The following is a 16,924-nucleotide window of genomic DNA, read 5'->3' as shown; positions in this document are numbered from 1 at the left end:
AATGCTTAGGCACTGCAAGGGTCTGCCAGTCCGTCTGGCTCCACAGGCACGGGTACCGCGGACACTCTGCCGCCGCACGTGGAAGCGCATTCCCGGCTGCGTCAGGGCAGCCTAGGCCGTACTACTCTCGACAGATTTTCTTCTCACCGGCAAAATGCCGCAGATGAGAAGGCCAGATCCACGCTCCATGTGCGTCGTAGCCGCCGGGATCGTGCTGGCAGCAGGCTCGGTATCCCCCATACCGCCTGCCGCCCCCGCCGCCGGTCCCCCAGCCGGCGGCGCCGAACTTACCGCCGCTGAGCTCGGCGAAGAACAGCAGGTGCTGGCCGGGTCCCTGACGGATGCACTGGACCCGGCCGGCTGGACCTACCAGGATGGCAGCGCACTGAGGCCAGGTACTCCTCCGGTACCGCGGCCCGTGGCGTGCCCGGCTTCGTCCGGGACAGCCGTGACTCAGGGAACCGGGAGCGCCGCAGGACCGCGGCGCCATTTGCTGGAACTCCAGCTGGCCGGCCCCGCACCTGCCTCCCCCGAATCCGCCCGTGACCGTGCCCAGCGGGTCCTGCTGGGCTCGGGTGCGGATATGCTCTCAGCGCTGACCCCGGGACCTGATGCGCCGCCGGAAACCGCCTACACCTTCACGGCATCCTTTGCGGGCGGCATCGTGAAGTTCTCGGCCACCGATTACGAACAGACGCTGCAGATCACCTCTGCATGTTCCTCGGACCCGGCGCTGGCCGCCACCGGAAATCCTGCCACCTAGGCCCCTCCTGACGGAGTGCGTGGATAACCGGTTCCCGCCGAAAAGCCCCCGAAGTAGGGCCAGGGTCTTGTCTCCCAGTCGTTAGGGATCCTAGTCTCTGGCTACCTACCGCCCGGTAGCTTTACACCTCTCTGACAAGGAAGTCACCGAATGAGGTCTCCTCTGCGCAAGCTCCCAGCCCTGCTCGCTGCGGGTACCCTTGTGGCCGCCTCCGTCCTGGCAGCCCCGCCTGCCTCGGCGCTGACGGATCCGGACGCGGGTGCCGCAGCACCCAAGGTCCGCACCGACGTCGTAGTCCAGTCCTTCGACGGGACGCCGATACACACCAATTTCTTCCCCGCCCTGGGCCTGCAGGCGGGCGAAAAGGCACCGACGGTCATGGTCGGCCCCGGATTCGGCCTGCCCGGCGGGCGTATCCCGTCCACTTCCACCAGTACCCTGATCGGCTCCATCGGACTCGCCCCGCTGCGGGAAGCCGGGTACAACGTGCTGACCTGGGATCCCCGCGGTTTCGGTTTCAGCGGCGGCGAGGCGTACGTCAACAATCCAGCCTATGAGGGCCGGGACGGGCAGGTCCTCATTGATTTCATCGCCAACCAGCCCGAGGCCGCCCTCGATGCTCCCGGCGATCCGGTACTGGGCATGGCCGGAGCGTCCTACGGCGGCGGCATCCAGTTTGTCCTTGCTTCCATGGATGACAGGGTGGACGCCATCGCGCCGACGATCGCGTGGAACAACCTAACCACCAGCCTGTACAAGGAAGGGTCATTTAAATCCGGCTGGGGCAGCCTGCTCTGCCTGGAAGGTACGCTCACCGGCCAGCTGGGCGAACTGGTCGGCAACAGCGGCGCCCTTGCCGCGCCGGTGCGCAAGGCCTGCCGCGAGGGAATGCGCTATCCGAACACCCTGAGTCCGGAGTCCCTGGCGTACTTCGAATCCCTGACTCCGCAGAGCATGTTCACGTCGATCACTGCGCCCACACTGATAATCCAGGGCACTGTGGACACCCTGTTTACGCTCAACGAAGCCACCCGGAACTACAACCTGATCAAGTCAGCCGGCACCGAAGTGAAGATGCTGCAGTTCTGCGGCGGACACGGACTGTGCACTTCCGGCGTGGCCGGACCGGACCGGATCACCGGCGCCGTCCTGAACTGGTTCAGCAAGCATCTGGACGGCAACGATGTTTCAACCGGTCCCGGTTTTGAGTTCATCGACCAGCTCGGAACCAGCCGTGCCGCGGACGGTTATCCCGCTCCCGTCGGTTCACTGACCGGAACCGGGAAGGGAACCCTGCTTCTCTCCCCCGCTGCCGTCAGCGGAGGCGTCATTGCGGCGGCCTGGGCGCCGGTAGCCGTCAACGCTCCCGTCACCGCCCCGGCCGCGGCAACCCAGGTCTTTGGTGCGCCGCAGCTGACGCTCACCTACCGCGGAACTTCGCGGACCCCGAACACACATGTGTACGCCCAGATTATCGACAAGTCCCGCAGCTCACTGGTGGCAGGTAACCAGGTGACGCCGGTGCCGCTCATTCTGGACGGCACCGAACGGACGGTCACCGTCCCGTTGGAGGAAATCTCCTACCTGGTGACGCCGCAAAGCAGGCTGGTACTGCAGGTGACGCCGAGCTCTTCGGTCTACATCTCCCCGAAGGTCACGGCGCTGACGTCCTTCACGGCGTCGGTGTCCCTGCCCGTGATTGCCGACTACCCGGTGGTGCAGTAACCGGACCCGGGTGCGGCCCGGCAAAAGGGCCGCACCCGGGGTTAGGCCTTGCGCAGCTTAAGCTCGACCTCTTCCAGGGACAGACCGCGGGTCTCCGGCATGAACCGCTTGACGAACAGCACCGCGCAGATACCCAGGGCAACGAAGATGAAGAACGTGTTGGAAATACCCAGGGCGGCCATCAGCATGGGGAAGGAGAAGCCGACCGCGAAGTTGGCCATCCACTGAACGAACACGGACAGTCCAATGCCCAAGCCACGGACGCGCAGCGGGAAGATCTCCGCCAGCATCAGCCAAGTCACCGGGGAGACAGCACCCTGCTGGAAGGCCAGGAACAGGACAGTCAGGGACAGGACGGTGAAACCGCGGGCGGTGCCTTCGGGCATGAGGATCGAGGCAGCACCGATGAGCGCAAGGGTGGTGGTGGTACCCAGCAGGCCGGTGATGAGCATGGGCCGGCGCGATACCTTACCCAGCAGCCAAATGCCGATCAGGGCGGCGGCAACGGAGACAACGCCGTTCGCTATGTTGGCCGTCAGCGCAGCTTCGGTGCCGAAGCCGGCGTCAGCCAAAATCTGGGTGCCGTAGTAGATGATCGCGTTGACGCCGGTGATCTGCTGGACGATGGAGAGTCCCATGCCGATCAGCAGCACCCGCAGCAGCCACGGCTCGGCGAAGTCCTTCAGCCGGCCGGTGCGTGTGGTGCCTGCCAGCCCCTTGATCTCTTCGTACTCCGCCTGGGCTTCTTCAGCACTGCGGATTTCCTGCAGCGCCGTCAGCATCTGCGCGTATCGGCCCTTTGACCCCAGCCAGCGCGGGCTCTCCGGCACGAAGTGCATGCCGATCCAGAGCGCGACTGCCGGAACGGTGGCCACGAGCAGCATCCACCGCCAGACATTGCCCTCTTCACCCCAGAGGTTGCCGATCACCGCGTTGCAGACAAAGGCCGCCAGCTGGCCGGTAACGATCATCAGCTGGTCGCGGGTGACCAGCTGGCCGCGGCGGGACGCCGGGGCCAGCTCGGCGAGGAACATGGGCACGACGGCGGACGCGCCGCCGACGGCTAGGCCCAGCACAACGCGGGCGAGCACCATCAGTCCCACGCCCGGCGCAGCAGCGGTGCCCGCGGCACCGGCCATAAAGACTACGGCCAGGATCAGCAGGAGGCGGCGGCGGCCCAGCCGGTCCGCGAGCTGTCCGGCTCCAACGGCACCAAATGCGGCACCGAAGAGCAGGCTGGAGGTGATCAGGCCTTCAGTAAAGGGGGTCAGCCCCAGATCATCCTGCATGTAGGGCAGCGCCCCGTTGATCACTCCGGTGTCGTAACCGAAGAGAAAACCGCCAAGGGTGGCTATCCAGGTGGCCCGGCGCAGTGCCCGGCGGTGGTCCCCCGGTACTTTGCGGGAAGCGGCTGGCTTGGAACTCATTGAATTGTCTTTCTGATGGTGAACGCACAAAACCCCCGTGCACCGGAAATGAATCCGGGCACGGGGGCCGTGCTGGTGGAGCTTAGAGCGAAGCGAAGACTTCGCGCAGCAGTTCAGCGGTCTCGGACGGCGTCTTGCCGACCTTCACGCCTGCAGCTTCAAGGGCTTCCTTCTTGGCCTGGGCGGTTCCTGCGGAACCGGAGACGATGGCGCCGGCGTGGCCCATGGTCTTGCCTTCGGGAGCGGTGAAACCGGCCACGTAGCCGACAACCGGCTTGGTGACGTTGGCCTTGATGAACTCGGCTGCGCGCTCTTCGGCGTCGCCGCCGATTTCGCCGATCATCACGATCGCCTTGGTCTCGGGGTCAGCTTCGAAGGCTGCGAGGGCGTCGATGTGGGTGGTGCCGATGACCGGGTCGCCGCCGATGCCGATGGCGGTGGAGAAGCCGAGGTCGCGCAGTTCGTACATCATCTGGTAGGTCAGGGTGCCGGACTTGGAGACCAGACCGATCGGGCCCTTGCCGGTGATGTTGTTCGGCGTGATGCCGACCAGTGCTTCGCCGGGGGTGATGATGCCGGGGCAGTTCGGGCCGATGATGCGGGTGACCTGGTTGCCGTCAGCGTCGACCTTGGACTGGGCGTGTGCCCAGAACTCAGCCGAATCCTGGACGGGAACACCTTCGGTGATGACCACAACGAGGCCGATGCCGGCGTCGATTGCTTCCATCACGGCGTCCTTGGTGAATGCCGGGGGGACGAAGACGATCGAGACGTCAGCCTCGGTCTTCTCCATGGCCTCGGTAACGGTGCCGAAGACGGGCAGCTCAACATCGCCGTGCGTCACGGTGGTGCCGGCCTTGCGGGCGTTGACGCCGCCCACAACCTGGGTCCCGGCCTTGAGCATCAGGGCGGTGTGCTTGGTGCCTTCGCCGCCGGTGATGCCCTGAACGATGACCTTGGAGTCCTTGTTCAAGAAGATAGACATATGTGAATTCTCTTTCTGGGGATCGGCTCGGTCAGCGAGCTGCGTTGGCGAGCTCGGCAGCCTTGTCGGCGCCGTTGTCCATGGTGGTTGCGAGGGTGACCAGCGGGTGGTTGGCCTCGGCCAGGATGCGGCGGCCTTCCTCGACGTTGTTGCCGTCCAGACGGACTACGAGCGGCTTGTTGGCCTCGTCGCCGAGGATCTCCAGAGCCTTGACGATGCCGCTGGCAACGGCGTCGCAGGCGGTGATTCCACCGAAGACGTTCACGAAGACAGACTTGACCTGCTCATCGTTGAGGATGACGTCCAGGCCGGCAGCCATCACGGCTGCGGAGGCGCCGCCGCCGATGTCCAGGAAGTTGGCGGGCTTGACGTTGCCGTGCTTTTCGCCGGCGTAGGCAACGACGTCGAGCGTGGACATAACCAGGCCGGCACCGTTACCGATGATGCCAACTTCGCCGTCGAGCTTGACGTAGTTGAGGTCGTTCGCCTTGGCCTTGGCTTCCAGCGGGTCGGCTGCATCCTTGTCTTCCAGCTCGGCGTGGCCGGGCTGGCGGAAGTCAGCGTTCTCATCCAGGGAGACCTTGCCGTCCAGGGCAACGATGTCGCCTGCACCGGTCTTGACCAGCGGGTTGACCTCCACGAGTGTGGCGTCTTCCTTGGTGAAGACATCCCAGAGCTTCAGGATGGCGTTGACCACGCCTTCGCGCAGTTCCGGAGCGAAGCCGGCTGCGTCGACGATTTCTTCGGCCTTGGCCTGATCGATGCCAACTGCCGGGTCAACGGCGACGCGGGCAAGGGCGTCGGGACGCTCAACGGCGAGCTGCTCGATTTCCATGCCGCCTTCAACCGAGCACATGGCCAGGTAGTTGCGGTTGGCGCGGTCCAGCAGGACGGAGAAGTAGAACTCCTCGGCGATGTCGGCACCCTGGGCGATCATGACCTTCTTGACCGTGTGGCCCTTGATGTCCATCCCGAGGATGTTGCTGGCGTGCTCGAAGGCTTCGTCAGCGGTCTTTGCCACCTTGACGCCGCCGGCCTTGCCGCGGCCGCCAACCTTCACCTGTGCCTTGACGACTACAACGCCGCCAATCTTCTCGGCTGCAGCTTTGGCTTCTTCAGGAGTGTGCGCCACGATTCCGGCGAGCACGGGTACACCGTGCGCCTCAAACAGATCGCGCGCCTGATATTCAAACAGGTCCACGGGCTAGTGTCCTTCTACGTCGAAGTAGGTTTACATTCGATCAGCTGATCGCGAAGCAGATGCATGAAGCCGGGCTGCCCCATTGGAACTTTAGTCCCTCGGCTCTTCAGGCCCCTCACAGACTACCGCTTTAGTGATGAAGGGCACAGTTCTATGGTTTGTAGAAAATCCGGCTGTCCGTTATGGAGACCTTGTGTGCTAGGACTCCTTGGTCAGCGGGGCGTATCGCAGGAGCAGGCGCTTCTCCCCGGCGTCGAACTTAACCTTCGCCACCGTCTTATCCCCCGCCCCTTCAACGGCGAGCACGGTGCCGTGGCCAAAGGATGTGTGGTTGACCTTGTCTCCGACCGCCACCGAAATGACTTCCTTCTGCGGCTGGACGCGGCCCATGGCCTTGGACACCGGTGCGGCCGCAATGCTGCCGCCCGTTGATGAGGACGAGCCCGCACCCCAGTGTGAGCCGCTGTACCGGCTGGAGGTGATGCTTCCGCCGCCTCCCCAGGTTGGGCGGTCCATGCCTTCACGCTTCCATTCGATGAGGTCCGCAGGCACCTCCCCCACGAACTGGCTGGCCGGGTTGTACTGGCTCTGCCCCCACATGCTCCGCACCTCGGACCGGGTCAGGTAGAGCCGCTGGCGGGCGCGGGTCAGTCCCACGTAAGCCAGGCGCCGCTCTTCTGCCAGCTCTGCGGGATCGGTAGCGGAGCGCTGGTGCGGGAAGATGCCCTGTTCCATACCAGTCAGGAACACCACCGGGAACTCCAGGCCCTTGGCGGTGTGCAGCGTCATCAGCGTGACAACGCCCTGACGGCGGGATTCCTCGACGGCGGCGGCGACTTCCTCGGCGGAGCCTTCCGGGGCGTCCGGAATCTGGTCCGCATCCGCGACCAGGGACACCTGCTCCAGGAACTGCTCAAGCGTCCCCTCGGGATTGTCGCGTTCGAATTCACGCACGACGGCGACCAGTTCAGCCAGGTTCTCCACCCGCGATTCATCCTGGGGATCGGCGCTGGAACGCAGCTGCGCCAAGTAACCGGTCTGTTCCAGCACGGCTTCCAGTGCTGCCGACGCTCCGGATCCTGATGCGACTTCCGCCAGGTCGTCAATCAGCTTCACGAATCCGTTCACGGCGTTCAGCGACCGCGTGGCCAGGCCGGGAGCCTCTTCTGCCCGGCGCAGTGCCGTCATAAAGCTGATCCGTTCCCGCTCCGCCAATGCGGCCACGGAATACTCCGCGCGGTCGCCGATTCCGCGCTTTGGCTCGTTGAGAATGCGCCGCAGGTTCACGACGTCGTCCTGGTTGGCCAGCACGCGCAGGTACGCCAGCGCGTCCTTGATTTCCTTGCGCTCGTAGAACCTGGTGCCGCCCACCACTTTGTACGGCAGGCCGACGCGCACCAGCACGTCTTCAAGTGAACGGGACTGGGCGTTGGTGCGGTAGAAGATGGCGACGTCGCCGGGCCGCAGGTTCTCTTCGTCCTGCAGGCGGTCGATTTCCTCGGCGATGAACCGGGCTTCCTCGTGCTCGTTCTCCCCTACGTAGCCCACGATCTTGGCGCCGTCCCCTTCGGCGGTCCAGAGCTTCTTTTCCGGCCGGTTGGGGTTGCGGGAAATCACCGCATTCGCCGCCGAGAGGATGGTCTGCGTGGAGCGGTAGTTCTGTTCCAGCAGGATGGTCCGGGCGGAAGGGTAGTCCTTCTCAAAGTCCACGATGTTGCGGACATCTGCGCCGCGGAAGGCGTAGATGGACTGGTCGGAGTCGCCGACAACGGTGAGTTCGGCGGGCGGAATGTCCAGGTGGCCTTCACCCTCCACCCCCACGAGTTCACGGACCAGGGCGTACTGGGCGTGGTTGGTGTCCTGGTACTCGTCCACCAGAATGTGCCGGAAGCGCCGCCGGTAGTACTCCGCCACACCGGGGAAGGCACGGAACATGTAGACGGTCTGGGCGATCAGGTCGTCGAAGTCCATGGCGTTGGCCTGGCGCATGCGCTGGGTGTACCCGGTGTAGACCTGGGCCACGGCCTGCTCGAACGGATCCGAATAGTTGGCGCTGGACGCATAGGACTCGTCGTCGATGAGTTCGTTTTTGAGCCCCGAAATCTTGTTGGCGATCGCCTTGGGCGCGAACCGCTTGGGGTCCAGGTCCAGGCCCTTGGCCACCAGCGTGATCAGCCGGAGGGTGTCTGCGGAGTCATAGATGGAGAAGTTGGAGTTCATCCCCACGGCTTTGGCCTCGCGGCGGAGGATGCGCACGCAGGATGAGTGGAAGGTGGAGATCCACATGGTCTTGGCCACCCCGCCCACAAGCGATTCAATCCGCTCACGCATTTCCGCTGCGGCCTTGTTGGTGAACGTGATGGCCAGAATCTGGCCGGGATTGGAGCGGCCGGTAGCCATCAGGTAGGCGATCCGGTGGCTGAGCACCCTGGTCTTGCCCGACCCGGCGCCGGCCACGATGAGCAGCGGCGATCCCGCGTGCTTCACGGCCTCCTCCTGCTGCGGGTTCAGACCGCGCAGCAGATCCGCGGCCCGTGCTTCATCCACGCGCGGGGAACGGCCGCGGGAATGCCCTGCATCCTGCCTGGCAGCTTCCGCCGTTTTGTCCTGGCCGCCCTGCTCGTCTGCGGAGTCCGCGGAGGCCTTGGTCTTCGCGGGCGTGGAAAAGTACGGATCAAAGAGATAGTCCATGGTGGTTTTAAGTCTAGGTGCTGGCCCGGACATTTTCCCGAACGCCGTTTCCGGCGTCCGGTCCCTGGACCTTTTGCCTAGCTGTCCGCCAGCCGGCGCTGGACTTCGCGGACGGCTGCTGCGGGTCCGGCTATGTACCAGCGGAAGCCGCGGACCTCGATCACCGCCGTCGTGCCGGAAGCCGCTTCAACGATTGCCTTGCCCGGCAGCCAGTCCCATTCGGGGCAGCTGTGCTGGAACCAGAGGCCCAGCCGGCCCGTTGCCACGGAACCGAGGTCACAGGATCCCGAACCCAGCATGCGCAGGGTTGCGGCGCCTGAGGCCGCACGGGTCCAGGGGCCGGCAACATCTTCGCGCTTCAGCCAGGTCGGGTGGAGGTAGGTGCCGGCGCTGAGCCGGTCCAGGTCGGCATCCTTCAACGCGGGAAGCTCTTCACCGTTCAGGGTTGCCGGATGCCCGGGTCCGCCCAGCCACAGCCGGTCCTCCTGGGGCTGGAAGATCGCACCAAGCAGCACGGGCGGGTTCCCGCTCACCGTGTCCGCTTCCCGATCGTCCCGCAGAGCGAGCGCAGAACACCAGTAGGTAGAGCCGGAGAGGAAATTGTAGGTGCCGTCCACAGGATCGATGACCCACGTGCGCCCGGAGGTCCCCTCGTGGCTGGCACCCTCTTCACCGAGGATCCCGTCCTCTGGCCGCAGCCGGCGGAGGGTCTCGAGGACGAGTTCTTCCGCAGCATGGTCAGCTGCGGTCACTACGTCTGAGACTGAGGTTTTTTGTTTCCCGGTCAGCCCTTCGCGGCGCATGGCCAGGGCGAGCGCCCCTGCCTCACGGACCAGGGAGGCGGCCAGGGCGAAATCTTCTTCGGCGGCGTAGGCACTCATGCCCTTAGCCTAGCCCGGCTGCCACATGCAGCAAGGAGCGGGCAGGCCTCCGCCATACTGGAGGTATGGGTAAAACTCCGGCACAGCGCGCCGCCAAGCACGGCGACAAGGCACAGCTTCCGGCAGGGGCACAGGTCCCTGCCAATCCAACAACGCAGCGGACGCCGCAGCAGGCCAAGACCAACGCCAATTTGGTCGTGATTGCCGCGGCGGCCACCGCGCTGTTTATGTTCTGGTACTACCACCTGCTGGTGCTGGACCAGATGACCCAGCTTTCCGGGGGCCTGGCCATGCCGGACTCGCTGATCGGCGGGTACGACATGGAGTACCTGGCGGCCCTGCGCTCGGCGTTGGATGCCGATGCGCTGGGCCAGCTCAGCTACGTCCACAAGACGGCAGGCACCCTCTTTCCCCTGATCTTCGGATTCGCGTGGCTGCTGATCATCGGGCTCAATACCCGGCGGCGTTCGCTCCGCTGGGTGTTGTGGGCCTTTCCGATCCTCTTTGTCATAGCGGATCTCTGGGAGAACGTCGCCATTGACGGCGTTCTGGGGTCCGCGGAGCTAGCGGCCGGTGACGCTGGCCTGGCCAGCATCCTCACGGTCGCCCGCTGGGTCCTCCTCGGGCTCAGCCTGGTGGCGTCCGTGCTTGCCGTTTTTAGCGCCCGGCCGGGACGGCCACCAGAACTTGTCACCGAGGACAAACACTAGGGCCGGCACAATAACGGTCCGCACGATCAGGGTGTCGAACAGGACGCCGATCGCCACGGTGATGCCCACCTGGGTCAGGGTGACCAGCGGCAGCACACCGAGCACCACGAATACCGCGGCCAGCAGGATGCCTGCACTGGTAATCACGCCGCCGGTGGAGCGCAGTGCTGCCAGCATGCCCTTCTTGGTTCCCATGGTGCCGGCGTTCTCCCGGGCCCGGGTGACCAGGAAGATGTTGTAGTCAACACCCAGGGCCACCAGGAACAGGAAGCTGTACAGCAGTGTCAGGGTGTCCAGCGCCGGGAAGCCCAGCACGTTCTCGAACAGCAGCCAGCTCAGGCCGCTTGCCGCGAAGAAGGTCAGCAGCACGGAGGCGACCAGCAGGAACGGGGCTACCAGGGACCGCAGCAGCACCAGCAGCACGAGGAACACCAGGATGATGACCAGGGAAACAACCAGCGTCACGTCATGCGTATTTGCGTCCAGCTGGTCAACCCGCTCGGCTGCCTCGCCACCTACCAGGGCTCCGTAGTCCGGGTTTTCCGCCAGGTCCGAGCGAAGGTCCCGGATGAAGGTGTTGGCCTCATCGGTGCCGGCTTCGTAGGCGGTAATCAGGTCGATCCGGGTCAGCCCGTCATGCTCGGCACTGACGGTGGCGTTGTCCACGCCGTCCACACTCCCCAGCTCTTCGGCTGCCGCTTCTGCTTCATCCGAGTCCACCAGCACGATCACCGGGAAGGTTGAACCTGCGGCGAAGCCTTCGGAAAGCGTCTCTGCGGCAGTCACCGCTTCGGGCTTGTCAGTGAACTGTTCGTTTTCGCTCAGGCCGATCTTGGCGCTGAAGAGACCGCTGGCCATGACCAGCAGGACGATGACGGCGATGCCGGCGATCGTCTTCGGCTTACGGGCCGTTGCGTCGCCCAGCTTGCCCCAGAACTTGCCTTCACGTGCCGGGTCTCCGACCTTGGGCACGAACGGCCAGAACAGCTTGCGTCCCAGCAGCACCAGAGCCACTGGAAGCAGGAAGAGCGCACTGAGGATGGCAAAGACGATGCCCACTGCTGCAGAGAAGCCAAGGCCGCGGTAGCTCATGGTGTCCGTGAAGAGCAGGGTCAGCAGCGCCAGGATGACGGTGCCGCCGGAGGCGATGATCGCTTCGCGGGTGCGGCTGAGTGCCTTGCCCATCGCAGCGTAGACGCTGTCGTGTACCCGGAGTTCTTCCCGGTAGCGGGCGATAAGCAGAAGGGCGTAGTTCGTCGCGGCACCGAACACCAGGACACTGGTGATGCCGACGGCGGACGGGTCAACCTCAATCCCCGCGAGCGGCGCAAGCACGTCCACCATGCGGAGCGAAAGCTGTTCGATGGTGCCCACGATGGCCAGGGGCACGATCCACAGCCACGGCGAACGGTAGGTGATGATCAGCAGCAGTGCCACAACTGCAGCCGTGACCGCCAGGAGGGTGAAGTTTGCGCCGGCGAAAACACCGGCAAGGTCGGCGGTAAACGCAGCTCCGCCGGTGAGTTCGGCCTTCAGACCCTGGGGCGCGGCGTCGCTGACTGCCTCACGCAGGGCTGCGACTTCATCGCCCACGGCATCGCCGTCGTCACTGGCAGCCTGCAGGGTAACGGGGATAAGGGCCACAACGCCGTTCTCGGAGACCAGCGGCGGAACCTGCGCGGGAGGGGCTTCGACGCCGGCTTCCGTTGCCGCCGCACTAATGTCAGCGATGCCCGCAATGTCTGTCTCCGTCATTTCGCCGCCGTCTTCGCGCGAAACGACAACGAGCGCGGTGGACTGCTGCGCATCAGGGAACTCCTTGAGCAGCTCCTGCACCTGGGTGACCTGGTACTTGTCGCTGAGCTGGCCCACCGTGGAGGACTCATTCTCGGGGACCGGGATGGAGAAGAGCCCCACGATCACCACCAGGCCGAGGAACAGCGTAATTAACGCTGCTCTCGCGGATTTAACTATCTTCGAGCTCATGGGTGGTACTCCTGGTGGTAGGAAGCAAAGTAACTAGAGAACAAAGTATCTCTTATTTAGAGATACTTCAACGTGAAGCTACTATGTGATGGTGGAGATGAACGCGCTGCGTCGGGAGATAGTCAATGCTGTCCGTGGCATGGGCCTGGATGGCCAGTTGGTTGCGGACGCATTTGCCCACAACCACGGGTTGAATTCCACGGACATGCGGGCACTTACCCTGGTGATGGAGGCAGAGGTCCGGGGGGAACCGCTCACTGCCGGGCGCCTGAGCGCCCTGCTGGGCACGTCCACCGGGGCCACGACCGCAGTCATTGACCGCCTGGAGAAAATCGGGCATATCCACCGCGCACGCTCGGAAGAGGACCGGCGCAAAGTCACGCTTCACTTTGAACCACTTGCCCGCGAGCTTGCCGGAGCGTACTTCGGACCGCTGGGTGCCCTTACTACTGAGGTGATGGACCGCTACTCCGAGGCAGAGCTGGAGACGATCCACGGCTTCCTCACCGGAATGCGGCAGGCCTACAACACCTACCTCCAGCGGATCGACGGCGCCGACGGCCACCATCCGGACCCATCCGCCCGCCCGGCCACGCCCCGGCAGGGCGTCCGTGCAGGCCGCGCGGCACCCGGAGCCGAAAACAGGTAAGCTGTTTATCGCTGCCGGACGCCGGCGGCCACGCCTCCGTAGCTCAGTAGGATAGAGCGGCCCTCTCCTAAAGGGCAGGTCGTCGGTTCGATTCCGGCCGGGGGCACTTTTTTATGCCTGTCCCTGCCCGCCGACAGCCTCGGGCTCCGCCGCTGCGAACTGGGTGTTGTAGAGCTCGGCGTAACGTCCGCCCTTCGCCAGCAGCTCCGTATGCGTTCCCTGTTCGGCGATCCGCCCGTCCTCGATCACCAGGATCCGGTCGGCGTTGCGGATCGTGGAGAGCCGGTGGGCAATCACGACGGCGGTGCGCCCTTCCAGTGCCTCGGTCAGGGCAGCCTGAACCGCGGCTTCCGACGTCGAGTCCAGCGCTGCCGTCGCCTCATCCAGGACCACGATCCGCGGCTGGGCCAGCAGCAGCCGGGCAATGGTCATGCGCTGCCGTTCTCCGCCGGAGAGACGGTAGCCTCGCTCCCCCACCATGGTTTCGAGTCCGTCGGGAAGCGAACGGATCATTTCCTCCAGCCGTGCCCGCCGGAGTGCATCCCAAATCTCCTCATCCGAGGCACCCGGGTTCGCCAGCAGCAGATTCGAGCGGATGGTCTCGTGGAACAGGTGCCCGTCCTGGGTCACCATGCCCAGCGCGGAGCGCATTCCTTCAAAGCTCAAGTCCCGCACATCGGTGCCGGAGAAGCGCACGGCGCCTGAATCGACGTCGTACAGGCGGGAGAGCAGCTGGGCAATCGTTGACTTGCCCGCGCCCGAGCTGCCCACCAGCGCCACCGTCTGTCCCGGCTCAACCCGGAAGGAGACACTGTGCAGGACGTCTTCGCCGCCTCGGCTGTCCAGGACTGCAACGTCCTCCAGGGATGCAAGGGAGACCTTGTCCGCCGTCGGATACGCGAAAGTCACGTCGTCGAACTCAACTCCCAGCGGTCCCTGCGGGACGGGTGCGGGATTCTCTTTTTCACGGATCAGCGGCTTGAGGTCCAGAATCTCGAAGACCCGTTCAAAACTGACCACGGCACTCATGATTTCCACCCGGGCGTTGGCCAGGGAAGTCAGCGGTGCGTACAGGCGCGTCAGCAGCAGGGCCAGAGTCACCACGTCGCCGGTGTTCAGGGTTCCCTGCAGGGCGAACCAGCCGCCAAGACCGTAGACGAGAGCCAGGGCCAGGGCGGAAACCAGGGTCAGTGCGGTGACAAAGACCGTCTGCATCATGGCGGTCTTGACGCCGATGTCGCGCACCCGTGCCGCGCGGACGGCGAACTCCGTCGATTCCTGGTCCGGCCGGCCAAACAGCTTGACGAGTGTGGCGCCCGGCGCGGAGAAACGCTCCGTCATCTGGGTGCCCATGGAAGCGTTGTGGTTCGCGGCTTCACGCCGCAGGGCGGCAAGCCTGCTGCCCATCCGGCGGGCCGGGATCAGGAACACCGGCAGCAGAAGCATGGCAAGGACAGTCACCTGCCACGACGTCGTGAGCATAACGATCAGGGTGAGGATGAGGGCAACGAGGTTGCTGACCACCCCGGAGAGCGTGCCGCTGAAGGCCTGCTGGGCGCCGATCACGTCATTGTTCAGCCGGCTCACCAGGGCCCCTGTGCGGGTACGCGTAAAGAATGCAATGGGCATGCGCTGCACGTGGTCAAAGACAGCGGTGCGAAGGTCCAGGATCACCTGTTCACCGATTTTGGAGGAGAACCAGCGCGTAGCCAGGGATACCGCGGCGTCTGCAATTGCGACCAGGGCGATGAGTGCGGCCAGCCAGATCACGGTGTCCACCGATGAACCGGCCACGATCGCATTGACCACTTCCCCTGCCAGGACCGGTGTTGCCACAGCCAGGAACGCTCCGCCGGTGGACAGGACCAGGAACCCGATCAGCTGCCGGCGGTACGGCGATGCGAAGGCCAGAATGCGCTTCAATGTCTCGCGCGAGATTTTCCGGTCGGTGCCCTTGGCGGTGGAGATCTTGTGCAGCGAACTCCAGGCCGCGCCTTCCATGCTCATGTCTTGTCTTCCTTACTTAGCGCTGCCTTCCAGCCTAGTCGCTGTACGGGCCGCGACCCGAGGACATAACACCGCCCTGCATCGGCGAATTCCCTTCCCACAAGGCCGGAATAAGGACACGCTCGGTTGTGCCCTGCACCACGGGTAACACAGCTCACGCTGGGATACACTGCAAACTGCCCGCACCCGCCCGGGCCACTGAACGAAAGGCCGCTATGCCGACGGCGCCAACCCAGGAGAGCATGTTCGCGGACAGCCTCAGCGAAGACCTGCCGGCGCTGGTCGCCGTCGGTGACTCATCGCTGACGGCCGACGTTGAACGGGCCCTTGGGCATGCCCGGCTGCGTCCCGTCCGCCGCGGCGGGGATGCCGAGGGACCGCTGCCGGTCCTGGCCGTGGTGGATACCGCTGCCTTAGAGGCGGCCGGGCCTGATCTCCGGCGCTGGCTCCTGCCCGCTGCTGACGGTTCCGGGCCGCCGGTAATTCTCATCTCCTCCGGTGAGCTGCTTGATGTTGAGGACATGGTCCGCCGGGGAATCACCGATTTCGTCCTCGCTCCGGTTTCCATGGACGAACTTACCTACCGGGCAGCCCTCATCCGCGCCGAATCACTGGCCGTACGCCGCCGCCGCGAGGTCAATGCGCTCCTGCGCGGGAAAACCCGTGTCATTTCCGCCGCAGTTCGGGCAACCAATGACCCGCATGTCATGGCCGACGCCGTTGTGTCGGGTTTGGGGGACGCGTTCGGCGCAGACCATGTGCTCCTGACCACCTTTGCCGATGAGCGTGTGCCAGCCCTGGAAAACTGCTGGAGCCGTCCTGGCACCAGTGCGCAGATCCCGGTTCCGAATCCGGAACAGGCGGGCCAGGTGGCCAGGCTGCTGTGGGGAAACGGCAAGATGCTTGCCGCCCGTGACCATCTGGACCCGGACTGCGACACACACCCCATCCTGTACCCGGCGCCGCGCGAGGCTGGGCTTCGCACATCGGTAATTGTTCCGCTGGGCCACGGAGACCGCCCTTTCGGCATCATCTGGCTGGCCGGAGAGTACGAAGAACGCGTCTGGACACCCACTGAGCTGTCACTGATCCAGCACGTCAGCGGCAACCTGGCACACGGACTGGTGCAGGGCCATTTGATCACTGCGCAGCGAACAGTGCTGGCGCGGCAGCGGGAACTGGACCGGGAAAAGACAGACTTCGTGGCCACCATCAACCACGAGCTGCGCACTCCCCTGACCTCCATCACCGGCTACCTGGACCTCATTCTTGACACCACGGGAGAGGGAATCTCCCCGGAGATTGCCCAGATGCTCGAAATCGTCGGCCGCAACGCCAACCGGCTGAACCACCTCATCGGGGATTTGCTCACCATCTCCCGTTCCGATGCTGAGGAAACCCGGATGGACGTCGAAGAGCTTGTGCTGCGGGATCTCCTTGAACCGGTGATCGCATCCCTGACGCCGTCGGCAACCAGCCGGAACATCACCCTGACCCTGGATGAAACCGATCCGGAGCTCCGGCTGGATTTGAGGCTGGACGGAGACAGGGAGCAGCTTGAACGCGTTTTCTCCAACCTGATCTCCAACGCGGTGAAATTCACGCCGCCCAACGGCTCCGTTCGGATCGGAGCAGACCTGGCCGAGGCCGAAGACGGCAGCCCGCCCATGATCCGCGTGTGCGTCCGTGACACCGGAATTGGGATCCCCGAGGAAGACCTCCCAAAACTCTTCAGCCGGTTCTTCCGGGCGTCCAACGCAACGTCGGCTGCCATCCCGGGAACGGGACTCGGCCTGTCAATCGTCCAGGACATCGTCAACCAGCACGGCGGCAAGCTCTGCATCACATCCGAGATGGGCAAGGGAACCTGCGCCGAGGTAAAGCTCCCGGCAAGCTAGG

The 16,924-nt window shown here is 64.6% G+C and carries 11 protein-coding genes, 1 tRNA gene and 1 pseudogene; 6 read left to right on the top strand and 7 right to left on the bottom strand.

The features are described 5' to 3' along the window. Positions 1-163: 163 nt before the first annotated feature. Both AO716_RS05345 and AO716_RS05340 read left to right on the top strand, forming a co-directional pair. Entirely contained in the window at positions 164-763 is a 600-nt protein-coding gene (locus tag AO716_RS05345) for a hypothetical protein (RefSeq protein WP_152969869.1), read from the top strand. A gap of 150 nt (positions 764-913) precedes the next feature. Next, complete coding sequence (locus AO716_RS05340; protein WP_055239936.1) at positions 914-2,488, top strand: alpha/beta hydrolase family protein; 1,575 nt, start codon at positions 914-916, stop codon at positions 2,486-2,488. A gap of 41 nt (positions 2,489-2,529) precedes the next feature. Here the strand turns inward: AO716_RS05340 and AO716_RS05335 are convergent, their stop codons facing one another. From AO716_RS05335 to AO716_RS05315, 5 genes are all read right to left on the bottom strand, one after another. Continuing rightward, entirely contained in the window at positions 2,530-3,915 is a 1,386-nt protein-coding gene (locus AO716_RS05335; RefSeq protein WP_055239935.1) for a sugar porter family MFS transporter, read from the bottom strand. Positions 3,916-3,997: 82 nt separating this feature from the next. Then, positions 3,998-4,900, bottom strand: a complete 903-nt coding sequence (sucD, locus tag AO716_RS05330; RefSeq protein ID WP_055239934.1) for a succinate--CoA ligase subunit alpha — start codon at positions 4,898-4,900, stop codon at positions 3,998-4,000. A gap of 31 nt (positions 4,901-4,931) precedes the next feature. Continuing rightward, positions 4,932-6,101 (bottom strand): ADP-forming succinate--CoA ligase subunit beta, encoded by a 1,170-nt coding sequence (sucC, locus tag AO716_RS05325; protein ID WP_055239933.1) that lies wholly within the window; start codon positions 6,099-6,101, stop codon positions 4,932-4,934. 198 nt (positions 6,102-6,299) lie between these two features. Beyond that, on the bottom strand, positions 6,300-8,792 hold the full coding sequence (pcrA, locus tag AO716_RS05320) for a DNA helicase PcrA (RefSeq protein ID WP_055239932.1): 2,493 nt from the start codon (positions 8,790-8,792) through the stop codon (positions 6,300-6,302). A 77-nt stretch (positions 8,793-8,869) separates the two neighbouring features. Then, the gene (locus AO716_RS05315; protein ID WP_055239931.1) at positions 8,870-9,673 is read right to left on the bottom strand and encodes an inositol monophosphatase family protein; all 804 of its coding nucleotides are present in this window, start codon (positions 9,671-9,673) and stop codon (positions 8,870-8,872) included. Positions 9,674-9,738: 65 nt separating this feature from the next. Between AO716_RS05315 and AO716_RS17675 the strand changes: the two genes are divergently transcribed. Beyond that, positions 9,739-10,383 carry a hypothetical protein gene (locus tag AO716_RS17675; RefSeq protein WP_152969868.1) on the top strand — a complete coding sequence of 215 codons (645 nt, stop codon included), beginning with the start codon at positions 9,739-9,741 and terminating at the stop codon, positions 10,381-10,383. Between the two features lie 18 nt (positions 10,384-10,401). On the opposite strand, the pseudogene AO716_RS05310 reads toward AO716_RS17675, so the two are convergent. After that, positions 10,402-12,369 (bottom strand): annotated as a pseudogene (locus tag AO716_RS05310) (MMPL family transporter); the annotation flags it as partial. Between the two features lie 97 nt (positions 12,370-12,466). On the opposite strand from AO716_RS05310, the gene AO716_RS05305 reads away from it, so the two are divergent. Both AO716_RS05305 and AO716_RS05300 read left to right on the top strand, forming a co-directional pair. After that, positions 12,467-13,018: a MarR family winged helix-turn-helix transcriptional regulator gene (locus AO716_RS05305; protein ID WP_160317909.1), complete on the top strand. Its 552-nt coding sequence runs from the start codon at positions 12,467-12,469 to the stop codon at positions 13,016-13,018. A gap of 32 nt (positions 13,019-13,050) precedes the next feature. Beyond that, positions 13,051-13,124, top strand: a tRNA-Arg gene (locus AO716_RS05300). A 5-nt stretch (positions 13,125-13,129) separates the two neighbouring features. Here the strand turns inward: AO716_RS05300 and AO716_RS05295 are convergent. Continuing rightward, the gene (locus tag AO716_RS05295; protein WP_055239928.1) at positions 13,130-15,025 is read right to left on the bottom strand and encodes an ABC transporter ATP-binding protein; all 1,896 of its coding nucleotides are present in this window, start codon (positions 15,023-15,025) and stop codon (positions 13,130-13,132) included. 215 nt (positions 15,026-15,240) lie between these two features. On the opposite strand from AO716_RS05295, the gene AO716_RS05290 reads away from it, so the two are divergent. Next, positions 15,241-16,923, top strand: a complete 1,683-nt coding sequence (locus AO716_RS05290) for an ATP-binding protein (protein ID WP_082413342.1) — start codon at positions 15,241-15,243, stop codon at positions 16,921-16,923. The last annotated feature ends 1 nt before the right edge of the window (position 16,924 follow it).

Source organism: Arthrobacter sp. Edens01, assembly GCF_001307035.1.
Lineage (GTDB): Bacteria > Actinomycetota > Actinomycetes > Actinomycetales > Micrococcaceae > Arthrobacter_B.
Note: the sequence above shows the minus strand (reverse complement) of the source record. Positions and strands in the feature narration are given on the sequence as shown.

Coding starts and splice junctions, on each gene's coding strand:
- AO716_RS05345 (WP_152969869.1), top strand. CDS start 164: ATGAGAAGGCCAGATCCACGCTCCATGTGCGTCGTAGCCGCCGGGATC.
- AO716_RS05340 (WP_055239936.1), top strand. CDS start 914: ATGAGGTCTCCTCTGCGCAAGCTCCCAGCCCTGCTCGCTGCGGGTACC.
- AO716_RS05335 (WP_055239935.1), bottom strand. CDS start 3,915: ATGAGTTCCAAGCCAGCCGCTTCCCGCAAAGTACCGGGGGACCACCGC.
- sucD (WP_055239934.1), bottom strand. CDS start 4,900: ATGTCTATCTTCTTGAACAAGGACTCCAAGGTCATCGTTCAGGGCATC.
- pcrA (WP_055239932.1), bottom strand. CDS start 8,792: ATGGACTATCTCTTTGATCCGTACTTTTCCACGCCCGCGAAGACCAAG.
- AO716_RS05315 (WP_055239931.1), bottom strand. CDS start 9,673: ATGAGTGCCTACGCCGCCGAAGAAGATTTCGCCCTGGCCGCCTCCCTG.
- AO716_RS17675 (WP_152969868.1), top strand. CDS start 9,739: ATGGGTAAAACTCCGGCACAGCGCGCCGCCAAGCACGGCGACAAGGCA.
- AO716_RS05305 (WP_160317909.1), top strand. CDS start 12,467: ATGAACGCGCTGCGTCGGGAGATAGTCAATGCTGTCCGTGGCATGGGC.
- AO716_RS05295 (WP_055239928.1), bottom strand. CDS start 15,025: ATGAGCATGGAAGGCGCGGCCTGGAGTTCGCTGCACAAGATCTCCACC.
- AO716_RS05290 (WP_082413342.1), top strand. CDS start 15,241: ATGCCGACGGCGCCAACCCAGGAGAGCATGTTCGCGGACAGCCTCAGC.